General features: G+C 60.5%; 11 protein-coding genes. 5 read left to right on the forward strand and 6 right to left on the reverse strand.

Features of this window, described 5'->3' with window-relative positions; genetic code table 11:
* Positions 1-15: 15 nt before the first annotated feature.
* From AC1RR7_RS13740 to AC1RR7_RS13755, 4 genes are all read right to left on the reverse strand, one after another.
* Positions 16-828 carry an energy transducer TonB gene (locus AC1RR7_RS13740; protein ID WP_041475106.1) on the reverse strand — a complete coding sequence of 271 codons (813 nt, stop codon included), beginning with the start codon at positions 826-828 and terminating at the stop codon, positions 16-18.
* 379 nt (positions 829-1,207) lie between these two features.
* The gene (locus AC1RR7_RS13745; RefSeq protein ID WP_007952780.1) at positions 1,208-1,534 is read right to left on the reverse strand and encodes a hypothetical protein; all 327 of its coding nucleotides are present in this window, start codon (positions 1,532-1,534) and stop codon (positions 1,208-1,210) included.
* Between the two features lie 189 nt (positions 1,535-1,723).
* On the reverse strand, positions 1,724-3,067 hold the full coding sequence (locus tag AC1RR7_RS13750) for an aryl-sulfate sulfotransferase (RefSeq protein WP_493157700.1): 1,344 nt from the start codon (positions 3,065-3,067) through the stop codon (positions 1,724-1,726).
* 23 nt (positions 3,068-3,090) lie between these two features.
* Complete coding sequence (locus AC1RR7_RS13755) at positions 3,091-5,451, reverse strand: TonB-dependent receptor (protein WP_102620575.1); 2,361 nt, start codon at positions 5,449-5,451, stop codon at positions 3,091-3,093.
* A gap of 165 nt (positions 5,452-5,616) precedes the next feature.
* Between AC1RR7_RS13755 and AC1RR7_RS13760 the strand changes: the two genes are divergently transcribed.
* Both AC1RR7_RS13760 and AC1RR7_RS13765 read left to right on the forward strand, forming a co-directional pair.
* Positions 5,617-6,561, forward strand: a complete 945-nt coding sequence (locus tag AC1RR7_RS13760) for a LysR family transcriptional regulator (protein ID WP_096821871.1) — start codon at positions 5,617-5,619, stop codon at positions 6,559-6,561.
* A 101-nt stretch (positions 6,562-6,662) separates the two neighbouring features.
* Complete coding sequence (locus tag AC1RR7_RS13765) at positions 6,663-8,273, forward strand: alkaline phosphatase family protein (protein WP_273536936.1); 1,611 nt, start codon at positions 6,663-6,665, stop codon at positions 8,271-8,273.
* A gap of 113 nt (positions 8,274-8,386) precedes the next feature.
* Here the strand turns inward: AC1RR7_RS13765 and AC1RR7_RS13770 are convergent, their stop codons facing one another.
* Positions 8,387-9,295, reverse strand: a complete 909-nt coding sequence (locus AC1RR7_RS13770) for a TauD/TfdA dioxygenase family protein (protein ID WP_273536938.1) — start codon at positions 9,293-9,295, stop codon at positions 8,387-8,389.
* 181 nt (positions 9,296-9,476) lie between these two features.
* On the opposite strand from AC1RR7_RS13770, the gene AC1RR7_RS13775 reads away from it, so the two are divergent.
* Entirely contained in the window at positions 9,477-10,397 is a 921-nt protein-coding gene (locus tag AC1RR7_RS13775) for a LysR family transcriptional regulator (RefSeq protein ID WP_039764497.1), read from the forward strand.
* 39 nt (positions 10,398-10,436) lie between these two features.
* Here the strand turns inward: AC1RR7_RS13775 and AC1RR7_RS13780 are convergent, their stop codons facing one another.
* Positions 10,437-11,450: an ABC transporter substrate-binding protein gene (locus AC1RR7_RS13780; protein WP_011331920.1), complete on the reverse strand. Its 1,014-nt coding sequence runs from the start codon at positions 11,448-11,450 to the stop codon at positions 10,437-10,439.
* A 304-nt stretch (positions 11,451-11,754) separates the two neighbouring features.
* Between AC1RR7_RS13780 and AC1RR7_RS13785 the strand changes: the two genes are divergently transcribed.
* Complete coding sequence (locus tag AC1RR7_RS13785) at positions 11,755-13,353, forward strand: ABC transporter permease (protein ID WP_273536941.1); 1,599 nt, start codon at positions 11,755-11,757, stop codon at positions 13,351-13,353.
* Positions 13,350-14,165, forward strand: a complete 816-nt coding sequence (locus AC1RR7_RS13790) for an ABC transporter ATP-binding protein (RefSeq protein ID WP_096821867.1) — start codon at positions 13,350-13,352, stop codon at positions 14,163-14,165. The genes AC1RR7_RS13785 and AC1RR7_RS13790 overlap by 4 nt, the downstream gene beginning before the upstream one ends.
* Positions 14,166-14,178 lie beyond the last annotated feature (13 nt).

Raw genomic sequence — 14,178 nt, forward strand, 5'->3', positions numbered from 1 at the left:
GAAATTGGTTTCGGTTTAATGAATCTTGAAATCGATGGGCACGCTGACCCAGCCGTCCTGGGCGACATCACCCTGCTTGGCCGGCACGAAGCTCCAGCGCTTCACGGCGTCCAGCGCCGCGTCGTCGAGCTGTTGCCGGCCACTGCTTTTCTGAATCTGGATCTCGCCCGGTTTGCCGCTGGCCAGTACGTGCACCCGGAGCAACACCGTGCCTTCCCAACCGCGACGCTGGGCCAGCGACGGGTATTCCGGCGCCGGGTTCTTCAGGTACGCGGCGTTGGCCGAGGCCGGGGTCACCGGAGCAGGCGCCGGTGGTGCAGGTGGCGCTGGTGCGGCGACCGGGGCCGCCGGTTGTGGCGGAGCCGGGGGTTGCTCGACGGCTTTGGGGGCCGGTTTTGGTACGGGTTTGGCGACCGGTTTCGGCTTGGGAATCGGCTTCGGTTTTGGTGGTGGCTTGGTTGCCAGTTCGTCTTCCACCGGTGGCGGTGGCTCGACCACAGGTGCCGGTGGCGGCGGTACAACCACAGGTGGTGCCGGTGGTGCCGGGCGCGAAAACTCGATGGTCATCGGTGGAATTTCCGGCGGCACGATCGGCAGCGCCGGCGTCGGGTGCTGATTGATCCAGTAGATCACCGCGCCATGCACCACCAGCGCCAGAACGCCGAGCAGAATCGTTTCGCGGCGGCTCAGAATGCCCTTGGGCGCGCGCTGCAAACGCAGTTGCCCCAACGGCACACGATGGGGCCGGCCGAGATCGACCAACTCGCCGCTCGGCGCCTGGCGCCACAGCACCTCCTGTGCACTGGCGGCGGTCTGGACATTGCCCATTGATTTACTCCCTGCGGTCTCTTTGCGTTTTTTCGCGTAGCCGATGCGCCGCTTGTTGAATCCCCCACGGCGTGATCGATGGGTTAATCATTGGGCTAGAGGCTTATCTCCGAAAGTAATCTTTCATGTTATGGATAGATGTTTATGGAATATAAAAAACGGTCATTTCCGCCAAAGCCACGGCCCGCAAGGCTTCCAGCGATTCGCCAGAATCGACATGCTTTCCCGGCATAAAAAGTATTCATCCAAGGCATCGGGTTATCGACGCCCCGGCATTCAGTGACAACTAATACCAAGGTGATAGTTGACGAACTTTTCAAGAGGCAAATAAAAAGGCCGATGCATGCTTAATGCATCGGCCTTCGACTTACAGAATTTCTTATTGCTTCACAAACTCCCCGGCCAGACCGACTACATCACCGTCAAAGTTGGTGCGTGAACCCACCGCACGAACTTTCGAGTAGTTGTGATCCGGCGAGAACAGGGTCCAGGACTGATAGCCAGTGCCGTCATTCAGAGCCGCGAAAGTAATGATCGTAGGCTGCCCGGTGCTGTTCTGGAAGTGGTAGTGACCGTACGCGATGTCGTAGTTCACGCCGTTCTGGCTGAATTTGCCGCTGAAGGTGCCGTTGGAGTCGTTGCCATCGGTAATCGTCAGTTTGGCGCCAGCGTTAGCGTTTACATAGTTGCCATTAATGCTCGACATAACGAGATTTCCTTTATCGTTGGATAAGTGTCTTCCGATGAGAGCAAGTTTCCTCCTGGAAACTCACAACACTCAGGATGGTTGGACATTTACTTATTGTCCACGCGACTTTTCAACGATATTGCTATATGCACTATTCATGTCGCTCATAACTTATTTCGAATCTGAAGAGTGTTAATAGCATTTAAACTAACGGCTGGCGTTGGTCTGTTGCACACCGACTACCGGCGCAATCACTGCCGTCTCCGAACGCGGCGTTCCGGCCGGTACCCAGTCATAACTCACAGGCAGTGCTCGATACACCCAGTTGCTGATCGCATCGCTGCCCGGCGCCTTGCCCAGATAAGGGCTGACGTATTCCCAGACGTTTTCACCGCTGGCCGTTACCTGGAAAAACCGCCCGTTCATGCCCTCGTCGATCAACGTGTTGCCGTTGGGCAAACGCCGCGCGCTGCTGATGAACGAGCTGTAGAACGCCCACCCCGGCTGCTTCGAATTGGCGGCGCTGTACTGCCAGACGATTTCGTTTTTCACCGGGTCGATTTCCAGAACCCGCGAGCCGGAAATCAGCCCCAGCGTGACGTTTGGATAACCCGCCGAACCCTGGTTGTCGAACACCAGCAGATTGCCAGCGCCAGGCAGCCCGGCCGGGATGATGTGTGCGTCATGCTGGCCGACGAACTGGTCTACCGGGCGCGGTATTTTCTGCGCGGTTTTCGGGTTGGCCAGCGGCAGGTTCGGCCCCAGGCGCCAGACCACTTTGCCGCTGTGTTTGTCGATAATGGCGATGAAATTGGCGTTGCGTGAGTCGAGCAGCAGATTGTCCGGATTGAAGCGCTTGTCGCCTGAGTCAAACCATTTGTTCGGCCCGACCAGGCTGAGGTTGTTGATGTGCAGGTAATCCGGATTTTCACTGGCACGCACCAGCTTCAATTGCTCGGCAGTGAAACCGAATTCGTTCAAGTGATCCGACGCCAGCCACTGCCATTTCACCTCGCCTGCGGGGCTGACTTCATAGATCGCATCGTCGATCACCTCGGGCACTTTGAAGCCTTTGACCTTGTGCACCTTGTTCGCCAGCACCACGGTGTTGCCGTTGCTCAGGCGACGCTGGTCGTGATGCTGTTGCGCGGCGCCACCGGGTGCCTTGTCGCCCCACTGCCAGACGACTTTGCCGTTCCAGTCCAGCTCGCCGACACTCTGATTGCCCAGGCCGTTACCGGCGGAACCGAGCTTGCCCGGATCCTTTTCGCTCAGTTGCAGCAGGACGTGACCGCGCTCACCACCGACCAGTTTCGGGTCGATGACTGCTGACGGGAAACCGGCCTGAGGCCAGCTCTTCACTTCGTTGCCGTTCATGTCGATCAGGTGCGTCTGCTTGTCGGCACCGCTGAAGATCACATATTGGTTGAAGGCCTTGGCCGGGTCGTATCGGGTGACGCCTGTGGGATAGACGCTGGGCGCGGCGAGCGCTCCGGCACTGAGCACTGCGCCGGACAACAACACCGGTAAAGCGGTTTTGATGCGCAACATGATGCAGCTCCTTGAAGGATCGATCAGAAGTCGTAGCGACCGGTGACGCCGAGGGTGCGCGGCGTGCCGAGCAGGCCTTCATAACCACCGTTGCCGCCGGTCCACAGGGTCGTGTAGTAGGTTTTGTCGAAGGCGTTTTTCAGCCACAGCGAGACATCCCACTGTCCCTGATTGAAATCGCCGCGCAGGCCGGTGGAGAGATTGACCACCGCGTAACTCGGGATCTGGCCGTAGTCGGAATCCTCGACGGTGCCCACCGCTTTTGAGCGGAATGCGTAGCTGCCGGTGACGTAAGGTTGCAGCCCGTTGGCCAGATTCCATTCGTATTTGCCGTTGGCGTTGCCGATCCATTTCGAGGCACCGACGACCTGATGACCGCTGAGGTCGCAAGAGGCCGGAGCCCCCGGTGCCAGGCTGACTTCCGGCGGGCACGGCGCGTCTTTGTACGAGAGGTAACTGACGTCGTTGAACGAGCCGTTGAAGTTCAGGGTCAGGCCACGCAGCGGGATCACGGTGCTTTCGAATTCCACACCACGCGAGCGCACAGAGCCGGCATTGGTCAGGTATTGCACGCGGTTGACGTCGTCGTAGGCGTTGGTCTGGTAGGCGTTGACCTGAGTCCAGAACAGGTTGGCGTTGAGCTGCAGTCGGCGGTCCCACAGGGTGCTCTTGAAGCCGAGCTCGGCGTTGTTGGCGCGCTCGGTGCCGATCAGCAGCGAGTCGGCGCCAGCGGTCGGAGCGGAACCGACCACGAGGTTGACCCCGCCGGATTTTTCGCCGTGGGACAGCGTGGCGTAGCCGAGCAGATCATCGGTAATGCGATAGCTGAGGTTGAGCAATCCGGATGGGCTGGAGCTGTACTGGTTCAGATCGCCAGAGTCGTAAGCGCCGGTACGTCCGCGTCGTGCAGTGGCCGCTGCACCGGTGACAGCGGCGCCGCCGACCGGTGCATCGCGAGTGACCCAGGCATTCTTTTCTTCATAGGTGCCGCGCACCCCGGCGGTGAAATCCAGGCGTTCGGTGAGGTGCCAGGTGCCTTGGGCGAACAGGGCGAAACTGTCGGTCTTGATGTGACCGTTGCCGACGCTGCCGACATTGGCCAATGCGCCCCGTGGCGTGCCGTTCCAGATGTCGGCCTGCGGGCCGTAATAGGCGAAGGATTTGTTGTCCAGATCCGAACCGAAGTAGTACGCGCCTAGCACGTAATCAAAGAACTCCCCCTTGGGCGATGCGAGGCGAAATTCCTGCGAGTACTGTTTGTCCTCGACGGAAACCCCGGCGTTGTAGGTCGCCGCGACATTGAGGCCATCGTCGTTGGCCGGGGTGAAATTCCAGAAGCGATAGGAGCTGATCGACGTCAGGGTGAAATCGCTCGGCAACGTCCAGTTAGCCTCCACCGATGTGCCGCCCTGATGCACCGTGACGTGCTGGTCGTTGTCCAGATTGACCTTGCGGTGCGAACCGTTGACCAACGTTGCGCCGGCGGCGTTGGCCCGCGACTGATAGAGGTTGACGCCGTTGATGGTCGGCCCGGTGTTGTACAGCACGCGGGTGCCGGCGCTGGAGTCCTCTTCGTTGTAGTCACCGATCCAGCGCAGATTGAAATCTTCGTTGGGCTTGAACAGCAACTGCGCACGGAAGCCGTCGCGGGAACCGCCGTTCAGGTCATGACCGTTGAATTCGTTTTTGATGTCGCCGTCGCTGCGGGTGCGATAAGCGGAAATGCGCCCGGCCAATTGATCGTTGAGCGGTCCGGAAAGCGTGCCCTTGGTCTGGAAATAACCGTCCTCGCCGACCGAGGTTTCGATGCTGCGTTCCGGGGTGAAACTCGGCGCGCGGGTGCTGATGTTGATCACCCCGGCGGTGGTGTTTTTGCCGAATAAAGTACCTTGCGGCCCGCGCAGGACTTCGAGCTGTTCGATGTCCATCAGGTCGAACACCGCCATCCCCGGACGGCCCAGATAAACGTTGTCGATGTACAGGCCGACGCTGCCTTCCAGACCGTCGCTGGCCGGGTTGTTGCCCAGGCCCCGGATTGACACGCTGGACTGGCGTGCATGCATGTAGGCGACGTTGACGCTGGGCACCAGTTGCTGCAGATCCTGAATCCGATAGACCCGCTGCGTCTCCAGAGTCTGGCCGCTGACCACGCTCATCGGCGTCGGTACATCCTGCGAACTTTCTTCGCGACGGCGAGTGGTGACCGTCACGGTCTCCAGTTGCGAAGTGGCGGTGGCGTTTTTGCCTGCCGGGGTCGGTACAGGGTTTTGAGCTTCATCGGCGTAACCCTGATTCCAGCTGGCACTCCCCGCCAGCAACAGGGCCAAAGGCAAGCGTTTGAGCCGTCGTGGCGGCGGCGGTGAAGCGAGGTTCAACGGACTCATGGGGCTGCTCCTGGTCAAAAAACACGCTGACATCTTCTGTGCCGCATATTCTTTTAAGTTATTTATTTATGTTTTTACAAAGATTTACTGCATAAGAGATTGCCTTTATAAGGAGTCGACCTAATGCATATCCAATGCATTTCCCGGATATTTTTTATGTGAAAAATGCATATCGACTTGCGCCAGCTCCGCCACTTCATCGCCCTCGCCGAACAACGCAGCTTCGTCGCGGGCGCGCAGGCGGTGAACCTGTCGCAGTCGGCATTCAGCCGCAGCATTCAGGCGCTGGAGCACAGCGTCGGTTGCCAGTTGGTGGATCGCGGGCGCAAGGAATTGCCGCCGACCAAACAGGGCCAGGTGCTGCTTGAACACGCACGGCGACTGGTTAGCGGCGCCCAGCAAATGGCCAATGAGATCAGCCAGTTCAACGGGCTGGAGGCGGGAGAGTTGCGCTTCGGTTGCGGCCCGGCGCCGGCGGCTGGATTGATCCCACGGGCGATCGGCAGTTTCATCGGCCGATACCCGAAAGCGCGGGTGCATTACCAGGTCGATGACTGGCAGAGCCTGAGCAAAAGATTGCTGAGTGAAGAGTTCGAATTCTTTGTCGCCGACACTCGCCACTTCGAGGCGGATCCAGATTATCTGACCTACCGATTGCGGCCACGCAAATGGCATTTCTGCTGCCGCGCCGGCCATCCGCTGGCCGCTTTTGAGCGGGTCTCGGCCGAGCAATTGATGAGTTATCCACTGGCGGTCAGCATTCGCCCGCCGAATCTGCGCAAGGTCATCGTCGACCTCAGTGGCCGCCCGGATTTCATACCCAATGTCGAGTGTGAGAACAGCGCCAGTCTGCTCGGTGTAGTGCTGCGCTCCGACGCGATCGGCATCGTCGGTGCCTATTCGGATGCACTGCATCAGGCCCGGGGTGAACTGGTGTGTTTAAAAATCGAGGGGTTGGCGGATGATCTCGAGGAGCTGTACACGCGCTACGGAATTGTCAGTCGCGCCGGGTATCGGTTGTCGCCATTGGCCGAGGCGATGATCGAGCAAATCAAGGCGATTGATGCGGTGGATGAGGAGGTGTGCTCGCTGGCAAACCTCGCCGTCTGAGCCCATGCGTTTCATGCATCACAAGCATTCCCCGAATGCACTTGCCGAACACCCTCGCCGAAAGCGAAAAACCTCGCCTGTCTTTCTGACTGGTGAACCCCATGTCCAACCCGCAAAACCCCGTGCGCAATGTGCTGTACATCATGTGCGATCAACTGCGCCGCGATTACCTGTCCTGCTACGGCCACCCGCACCTGCACACCCCGAACATCGATCGCCTGGCCGCTGCCGGCGTGCGCTTCAGCCGCGCCTACACCCAAGGCACGATCTGCGGGCCGTCGCGGATGTCGGCCTACACCGGGCGTTACGTCAGCAGCCATCAGGTGGCGTGGAACGCCGTGCCGCTGCCGCTGGAAGAACTGACCATCGGCGATTACCTGCGGCCCCACGGCATTCGTACTGCGCTGGTCGGCAAGACCCACGCCACGGCCAACGTGGATGCCTTGCAGCGGCTGGCGATCAACCCTGAAAGCGCACAGGCCGAAGTGCTGAATGAAGTCGGCTTCGAGCCGTACTTTCGACACGACGGCATCTTCCCCGACGACCCGCTGTTCGATGACAAACGCGAATCCGCGCCGTACACCCATTACCTGCGCGAGCAGGGGTTCGAGGGGCGTAACCCCTGGCACGACTGGGCCAACGCTGCCGAAGGTGACAACAGCGAAATTCTCAGCGGCTGGAAAATGCGCAACGCCCATTTGCCGGCGCGAATTCCCGAGCAACATTCAGAGACTGTCTACACTACAAATCGAGCCATCGACTTCATCGGTGAGCAAGGTGAAAAACCGTGGTTTTTACACCTGTCCTATATCAAACCCCACTGGCCCTACATCGTACCGGCGCCGTACCACACTTTGTACAGTACGAAATCGATTCTCGAACCGGTACGTAATGCCTCTCCAAGCGACCACCCGGTCTATCAGGCCTTTCGCCAGCATGAGGAAAGCCTGAACTTCTCCAAAGATCCGGTACGACAGAACGTGATCCCGACGTACATGGGCCTGGTCAAACAGGTCGATGACCAGTTGGGGCGGCTGTTCGATTTCCTGCAAAGCAACGGTCGCTGGGATGACACCTTGATCGTGTTCACCAGCGATCACGGCGACTTCCTGGGCGATCACTGGCTGGGTGAGAAGGAGTTTTTGCTGGAGCAAGCGGTGGGCGTACCATTGATCGTGCGCGACCCGCGTGCGGCGGCGGACATCACACGGGGCACGGTGGACGAACGCCTGGCGGAAACCATCGACGGCGTGCCGACCTTTCTCGAAGCACTGGGCGTGACGGGCGCGGAGCATCGACTGGAAGGTCGCTCGTTGATTCCATTGCTGCACGGTGAAAACCCTGACTGGCGCCACTATGCGATCAGCGAATACGACTACGCCTTCCAGGCCCCGGCACGGGAGCGACTGGGCCAGCCGATCGACCGTTGTCGCATGACCATGGTGCGCAGCGAGCGCTGGAAGTACCTGGCGTACGACGGCTTCCGGCCGCAGCTTTTCGATCTGTTGAATGATCCACAGGAGCTGCAGGATCTGGGCGCTGATCCGGCGTATGCGGCGGTGCGCGAGGAGCATGCGGGGTATCTGTTCGAGTGGGTGCGCGGGCTGAAGCGGCGCACGACGATCAGTCATCAGGAGATTGATTTGCGTGGGCAGCGGTTTCGTTATGGGGAGCCGGAGACGGAGAAAATGGTGCAGATCGGGGTTTGGTGACAGTGATCGTTCCCACGCTCCGCGTGGGAATGCAGCCCGGGACGCTCTGCGTCCCAAAGCGGACGCAGAGCGTCCATTGAGGCATTCCCACGCAGAGCGTGGGAACGATCATCTTAATCGCGCCCTTTGATGGTCTGGCTACGCTGCCCGTTCGCCCCGACCGGCACTTCCCCTTTGAGCGTCACCCGACGCACCACCCGGTCCTGAGTGCCGTAATCATCAATCGCGTAATGCTGCGTCGAACGGTTATCCCAGATCGCCACATCACCGGCCTTCCAGCGCCAGCGCACGGTGTTTTCCTGACGAATCACATGACTCTGCAACAAGCCGAACAGGTGCGCCGAATCAGCCTGGGAGTAACCCTTGATGCGTTTGACGAAATGCCCCAGCAGCAAGCTTTTTTCGCCGCTGATCGGGTGTACGCGGACCACCGGATGCTCGGTCTCGTAGACGGTCGAGGTGAAGATCTTGCGATAGCGCTCAAGCTTCTCCGCCGACACGTCCGGCTTCGCCCCGGCGTAGTCGTACTCGTTGCTGTGCACGGCCACCAGTTTGTCCGCCAGCTCGCGCAATTCGGTCGGCAGTTCGTTGTACGCGGTCGCGGTGTTCGCCCACAGGGTGTCGCCGCCGAATGCCGGAGCCGCCACCGAACGCAGGATCGACGCTTTCGGGTAGGCATCAACGAAGGTCACGTCGGTGTGCCAGGAGTTGGCTCGCTGCCCTTCGGCGCCATCCAGCTCCAAGAGATAACGAGTGCCCTCGCGGGACGGCACAGTCGGATGCGCCACCGGCTCGCCGAGCAAATGTGCAAAGGCTTCCTGGCGCTGATCGTCAAGCTGAGTCTGCTCGCGGAAGAACACGACCTTGTATTGCACCAGCGCCTGTTGAATGGCTTCAACCGTCGCGGCATCCAGCTCACCGGACAGGTGCACGCCCCGGATTTCGGCGCCGATACGGCCGGCCACCGGATGAATCTCCAGCGCGTGGACAGCGGGTTTTACAGCGAGTGCGGCATTGCTCATGGGTAGACCCTCATCGACTGCTTGCGGTTGGACGGCAGCGAAACAACGCTCTATCTATATTCCATTTACATCTAATAGATATTCACATGCTTCGTTGACGGAATAAGAGCTTGCATTTAAAACCTCAAGCAACCCTCGTCGCAAATGCCTTCGAGCTATTTTTAGGATGCCGGAAAAGCATATGGATCTTCGCCAGTTGCGCTACTTCATCGCCCTCAACGAACACCGCAGTTTTGTCCGCGCGGCCGATGCCATGGGCATCACTCAACCGGCGTTCAGCCGCAGCATTCAAGGGCTGGAGCAGGAGTTCGGCTGCGTGCTGGTGGATCGCGGCAACAAGGATCTGCGCCCCACGCCCGAAGGCCAGGTGGTGCTGCAACACGCCCTGACCCTGGTACAGGGCGCGGCATTGCTCAGCGCCGAGGTGACGCAGATGACCAAGCTCGACGCCGGCGAACTGCACTTCGGTTGCGGACCGGCGCCGGCGGTGAAACTGGTGCCGGATGCGGTGGCGCAATTCATCAATGCGCACCCGAAAGTGCGCACCTGTTTTCAGGTGGATAACTGGGAAAAACTCAGCCGCGCCCTGAGCCGCGAGGAGATCGAGTTCTTCATCGCCGACATCCGCCATTTCGAGTCCGACCCGAACTTCCAGACCCAGCCGCTGACACCCAAGCGCGGGGTATTTTTCTGCCGGCCGGGGCATCCGCTGCTGGCCAAGGAAAGCCTGTCGACCAACGACATGTTCGACTACCCGCTGGCGACCACGCTGATCCCGCCGGGCATTCGCAAACTGCTGGCGAACCTCAGCGGCCGGATCGACTTTTCCCCCACCATCGAGACCGAGCATTTTCCGGCGCTGGTGAAAGTGGTGTTGCAATCCAACGCGATTGGCGTGGGCACTGAAGAGGCGTTTGTCGAAGACATTGCCCAGGGCTCGCTGGCGCTATTGCACTGGCGCAACCTGCCGCAGAATCTGGAAAGCATGAATGCGCGGTGCGGGATTGTGAGCCGCACGGGATTCCGGCTGTCACCGGCGGCGCGGGCGATGATCGAGACGTTGGTGGCGGTGGATAAACAGGAAATCAGTGTCGCGGTTTAAGGATCCTTCCCACGCTCAACGTGGGAAGGATCACATCACTCAGAGCTTCGCAGCCGCCAGCTCAGGCGCCACCCACTCGTTCACCTTGAACGGCTTGCGGATCAGCTTCTGCTGCGCCGCCAGGTCCACCTTGCCCTGCAGGTTTTCGAGGAACAGCGGATCCAGTGTCGACGGGAACACTTCGCTCAGATTCTGATCCTTCAGATCCTGGGTGAGGATGACCGGCGGATAGCTCGCGAGTCCCGACACAAGCTGCACGTAGGCGTCCTTGTTGCTGTCCTGCGTCAGCCACTCCACCGCCTGTTGCTGCGCCTTGAGCAGCTTCGCCACGGCTTCCGGGTGCCCATCGACAAACTTGCCGGTGCCCACCAGCACCGACTGCACACTGCCGGCACCGCCAAGATCCTTGGTGTTCAGTGGCAACTCGGCCAGGCCCTTGGCCTGCAAGGCGGTGAGCCCGGAGCTGCCCCACGACGCATCGATCTGCTTCGCCGCCAGCGCGGCAACCGCTGCGTTGAAATCGAGGTTGATCACCTTCACGTCCTTCTCGCTCAGGCCCACGCTGGCCAATGCCGCATCGAACGACAACTGGGTCGCGGTGCCCCGGAAGATCGCCACGCGCTTGCCCTTGAGATCCTGCAACGTTTTGATCCCCGAACCCGGCACCACGCCCAGGTATTGCTTCACACCCCGGGCGCTGGCGCTGAGCAGACGCGTATCCAGCCCGTTGGACTTGCCGATGATGGCCGCCAGATCACCCAGATACGCCAGGTCCACCTGACCGTTGGCGAACGCCTCGTTGATCACCGGCCCGGCGCCCTTGAAGAAACTCCACTGAATCTTGATGCCCTGATCGGCGAAGGCCTTTTCGAAGATCTGCTGATCGCGCAGCACGTCCACGATGCCCCCGCCGCTGTGCTGGGTGCCGGCGCTCAGATCAGGCACGGCGATCCTGATTTCCTTGAGCTCGTCGGCCTGGGCAGAGAACGCCAGCAGACCCGCCAGTGCCGGCGCGGCAAACAGGCTGATGACACGTTTGAAGGGAAGGTTCATGGGTGCGGCTCCTGATCACGGCGGGCATTGAGGAGCCGAAAGTAGGCGCAATCCGCACCAGCGCTTAAATACTTAAAAAGCACATTTTTATAGCTTTTAAAGCTAAGCCAGCAAAGTCGGGACATGCAGAGCGGTATGCATGGAGAGCATCGAAAATATTCTTCGAATGCATTGGATGCGTGCAGGGCTGGAGGCCTTAAATGGCGCTGCTTATCTCCAAAATGATTATTTTTTAATTCACTTATAACAATTAGTTTTTAGCTAATTCCGCTGACTCGATCCAACCCGACAACGGAGGTCACCCATGGCCCGTGAATCCCTGCTCAGCCTGCCATTGGCCGCACCGCCGTTGAAAAACCGGCGCACTTGGCCAAGCCTGAGCCACCGCGTTTTACCCTGGCTACTGCCGCTCGGGCTGTTCGCCCTGTGGTGGCTGGCTGCGCGCAATCAATGGATGAGCGAACAGATTCTGCCGGCGCCATCGCTGGTGTGGAGCAGTGCCGTCGAGCTGTCCCAAGGCGAGTTGTGGAGTCACTTGTGGATCAGCCTGCAACGACTGTTCTGGGGCCTGCTCGCCGGGATCTCGGCTGGTGCCGTACTCGGTGCAGCGCTGGGGTTCAGCCGTCGCCTCGAACGCCTCATCTTTCCGACCTTCGCCGGTCTGGCCCAGGTGCCGACGCTGGCGTGGATTCCGCTGTTCATGGTGTTTTTCGGTATCGGCGAAACACTGAAACTGGTGGTGCTGGTCAAGGCCATCGTGGTGCCGGTGACCCTGCACACACTGGTCGGCGTGCGTGACGCACAACCGAAACTGCGCGAAGCCGCCGCCGTGTTGCGCCTGCCGCCACGCCTGCTGATCCGCCGACTGGTGCTGCCCGCCGCCCTCCCGGCGTTCATGGCCGGCGTGCGTCTGGCGCTGGCCGCTGGCTGGACTTCATTGCTCGCGGTGGAACTGCTGGCCTCCAGCGAGGGCATCGGTTACCTGATGGTCTGGGCGCGGCAGCTGTTCATGCTCGACATCGTGTTCGTGTGCATCGTGGTGATCGGCCTGATCGGCGTGGCGATGGATCGCGGCATCGGCCTGCTGGACAGAAAACTGGTGCACTGGCCGCACCCGGCCACGGCAGAAATTCGTCGCGGGCCGCGCTATGAAGGCTGGCAGCGCGTGCAGCCGTGGCTGTTGCCGCTGGGGTTGTTTGCGCTGTGGCAACTGGCGGTCGATCAGCAATGGGTCGACGCCAACATTCTGGTCAGCCCGTTGGCGGTGCTTGAGGCGACGAAAAACGGATTACTCGATGGCACGTTGATCTCGGGCATGGCCCTGAGCCTGGGCCGCACACTCGGCGGCCTGTTGATTGGCGGCGGCCTCGGCCTCGTTCTGGGTTTGCTGCTGGGTCTTTCGCGCACCAGCGAACGCGTGCTCGGCCCGACTCTCGCCGCGCTGCGGCAGATCGCGATTTTCGCCTGGGTGCCGCTGTTGACCGCATGGTTCGGTCTGGGCGAGTTGGCCAAGTGGGTGTTCGTCGCCCTTGCCGCGTTTTTCCCTCTGTTCGTCGCCACCCAGCGCAGCGTCGCCAACCTTTCGCCACAACTCAACGAAGCCGCGCAGGTGCTGCGCCTGAGCCTCGCCCAACGCCTGCACCGACTGGTGCTGCCGGGCGCCGCGCCGGGGATTTTCGCCGGGCTTCGACTGAGCCTGATCTACGCCTGGCTCGGCACCATCGGCGCCGAATATTTCATGCCGTCCAACGGCGGCATCGGCAGCCAGATGATCGGCGCCCAACAACTGCTGCGCATGGACCTGATCATGGCCGGGATGCTGCTGGTCGGCCTCACCGGCGCCCTGCTCAACCTCATTGGCCAACGCCTGGAAATCCGCGCCACCCGCTGGAGACACGCATGAACGCACCGATTGTCAGCTTCACCCACGTAGGCAAATCCTTCGACGTCGACGGCTTCGAACTGGAGGCGATTCGCGAATTCAACCTCGACATCGCCGAGGGCGAATTCGTCGCCATCGTCGGCTCCAGCGGCTGCGGTAAATCCACCTTGCTGCGCTTGCTGGTGGGCCTCGACACGCAGTTTCGCGGGCAGATCACGGTCGATGGAAAAGCCGTCAGCGGGATCGGCGGCGAGCGCGGCATCGTGTTTCAGGAACACCGTTTGTTCCCGTGGCTGACGGTGGCCGACAACATCGGCCTGGGCCTGGTCAACGAGCCGCTGGCTGCCTCCGAAAAGCAGCAACGCATCAACGATTTCATCGAACTGGTGGGCCTGCGCGACTTCACCCGCGCCTACCCGCACCAACTCTCCGGTGGCATGGCCCAGCGCGTGGCGATTGCTCGCGGGCTGGTGGCGAGCCCACGGATCCTGCTGCTCGACGAACCCTTCGGCGCCCTCGACGCGCTAACCCGCCAGCAAATGCAGGACGAGCTGCTGGCGATTCGTGAACGGGCAAAAATCACCACGATTCTGGTCACTCACGATGTCGAGGAAGCGATTTTCCTCGCTGATCGCGTGGTGGTGATGGAACCGCGCCCCGGCCGGATCAAACAAGTGGTGGACATCGCCCTGCCCCATCCGCGCCAGCGCAGCAGTTTCGACTTCCACCAATTGCGCGAAGAACTGCTGCACGAACTGACCAGTGATGACCATTACCAACCGAGCGTGCCGGTACAGATCCGTGATCTGCCGTTGTCGTTCATTGCCTGCTGAACAGGAGCCTGTT

Source organism: Pseudomonas sp. GW821-FHT11G12 (assembly GCF_058808055.1).

Excerpts from the sequence above, each read along its gene's own strand:
- AC1RR7_RS13740 (WP_041475106.1), bottom strand. The coding sequence starts at position 828 with ATGGGCAATGTCCAGACCGCCGCCAGTGCACAGGAGGTGCTGTGGCGC.
- AC1RR7_RS13745 (WP_007952780.1), bottom strand. The coding sequence starts at position 1,534 with ATGTCGAGCATTAATGGCAACTATGTAAACGCTAACGCTGGCGCCAAA.
- AC1RR7_RS13750 (WP_493157700.1), bottom strand. The coding sequence starts at position 3,067 with ATGTTGCGCATCAAAACCGCTTTACCGGTGTTGTTGTCCGGCGCAGTG.
- AC1RR7_RS13755 (WP_102620575.1), bottom strand. The coding sequence starts at position 5,451 with ATGAGTCCGTTGAACCTCGCTTCACCGCCGCCGCCACGACGGCTCAAA.
- AC1RR7_RS13760 (WP_096821871.1), top strand. The coding sequence starts at position 5,617 with ATGCATATCGACTTGCGCCAGCTCCGCCACTTCATCGCCCTCGCCGAA.
- AC1RR7_RS13765 (WP_273536936.1), top strand. The coding sequence starts at position 6,663 with ATGTCCAACCCGCAAAACCCCGTGCGCAATGTGCTGTACATCATGTGC.
- AC1RR7_RS13770 (WP_273536938.1), bottom strand. The coding sequence starts at position 9,295 with ATGAGCAATGCCGCACTCGCTGTAAAACCCGCTGTCCACGCGCTGGAG.
- AC1RR7_RS13775 (WP_039764497.1), top strand. The coding sequence starts at position 9,477 with ATGGATCTTCGCCAGTTGCGCTACTTCATCGCCCTCAACGAACACCGC.
- AC1RR7_RS13780 (WP_011331920.1), bottom strand. The coding sequence starts at position 11,450 with ATGAACCTTCCCTTCAAACGTGTCATCAGCCTGTTTGCCGCGCCGGCA.
- AC1RR7_RS13785 (WP_273536941.1), top strand. The coding sequence starts at position 11,755 with ATGGCCCGTGAATCCCTGCTCAGCCTGCCATTGGCCGCACCGCCGTTG.
- AC1RR7_RS13790 (WP_096821867.1), top strand. The coding sequence starts at position 13,350 with ATGAACGCACCGATTGTCAGCTTCACCCACGTAGGCAAATCCTTCGAC.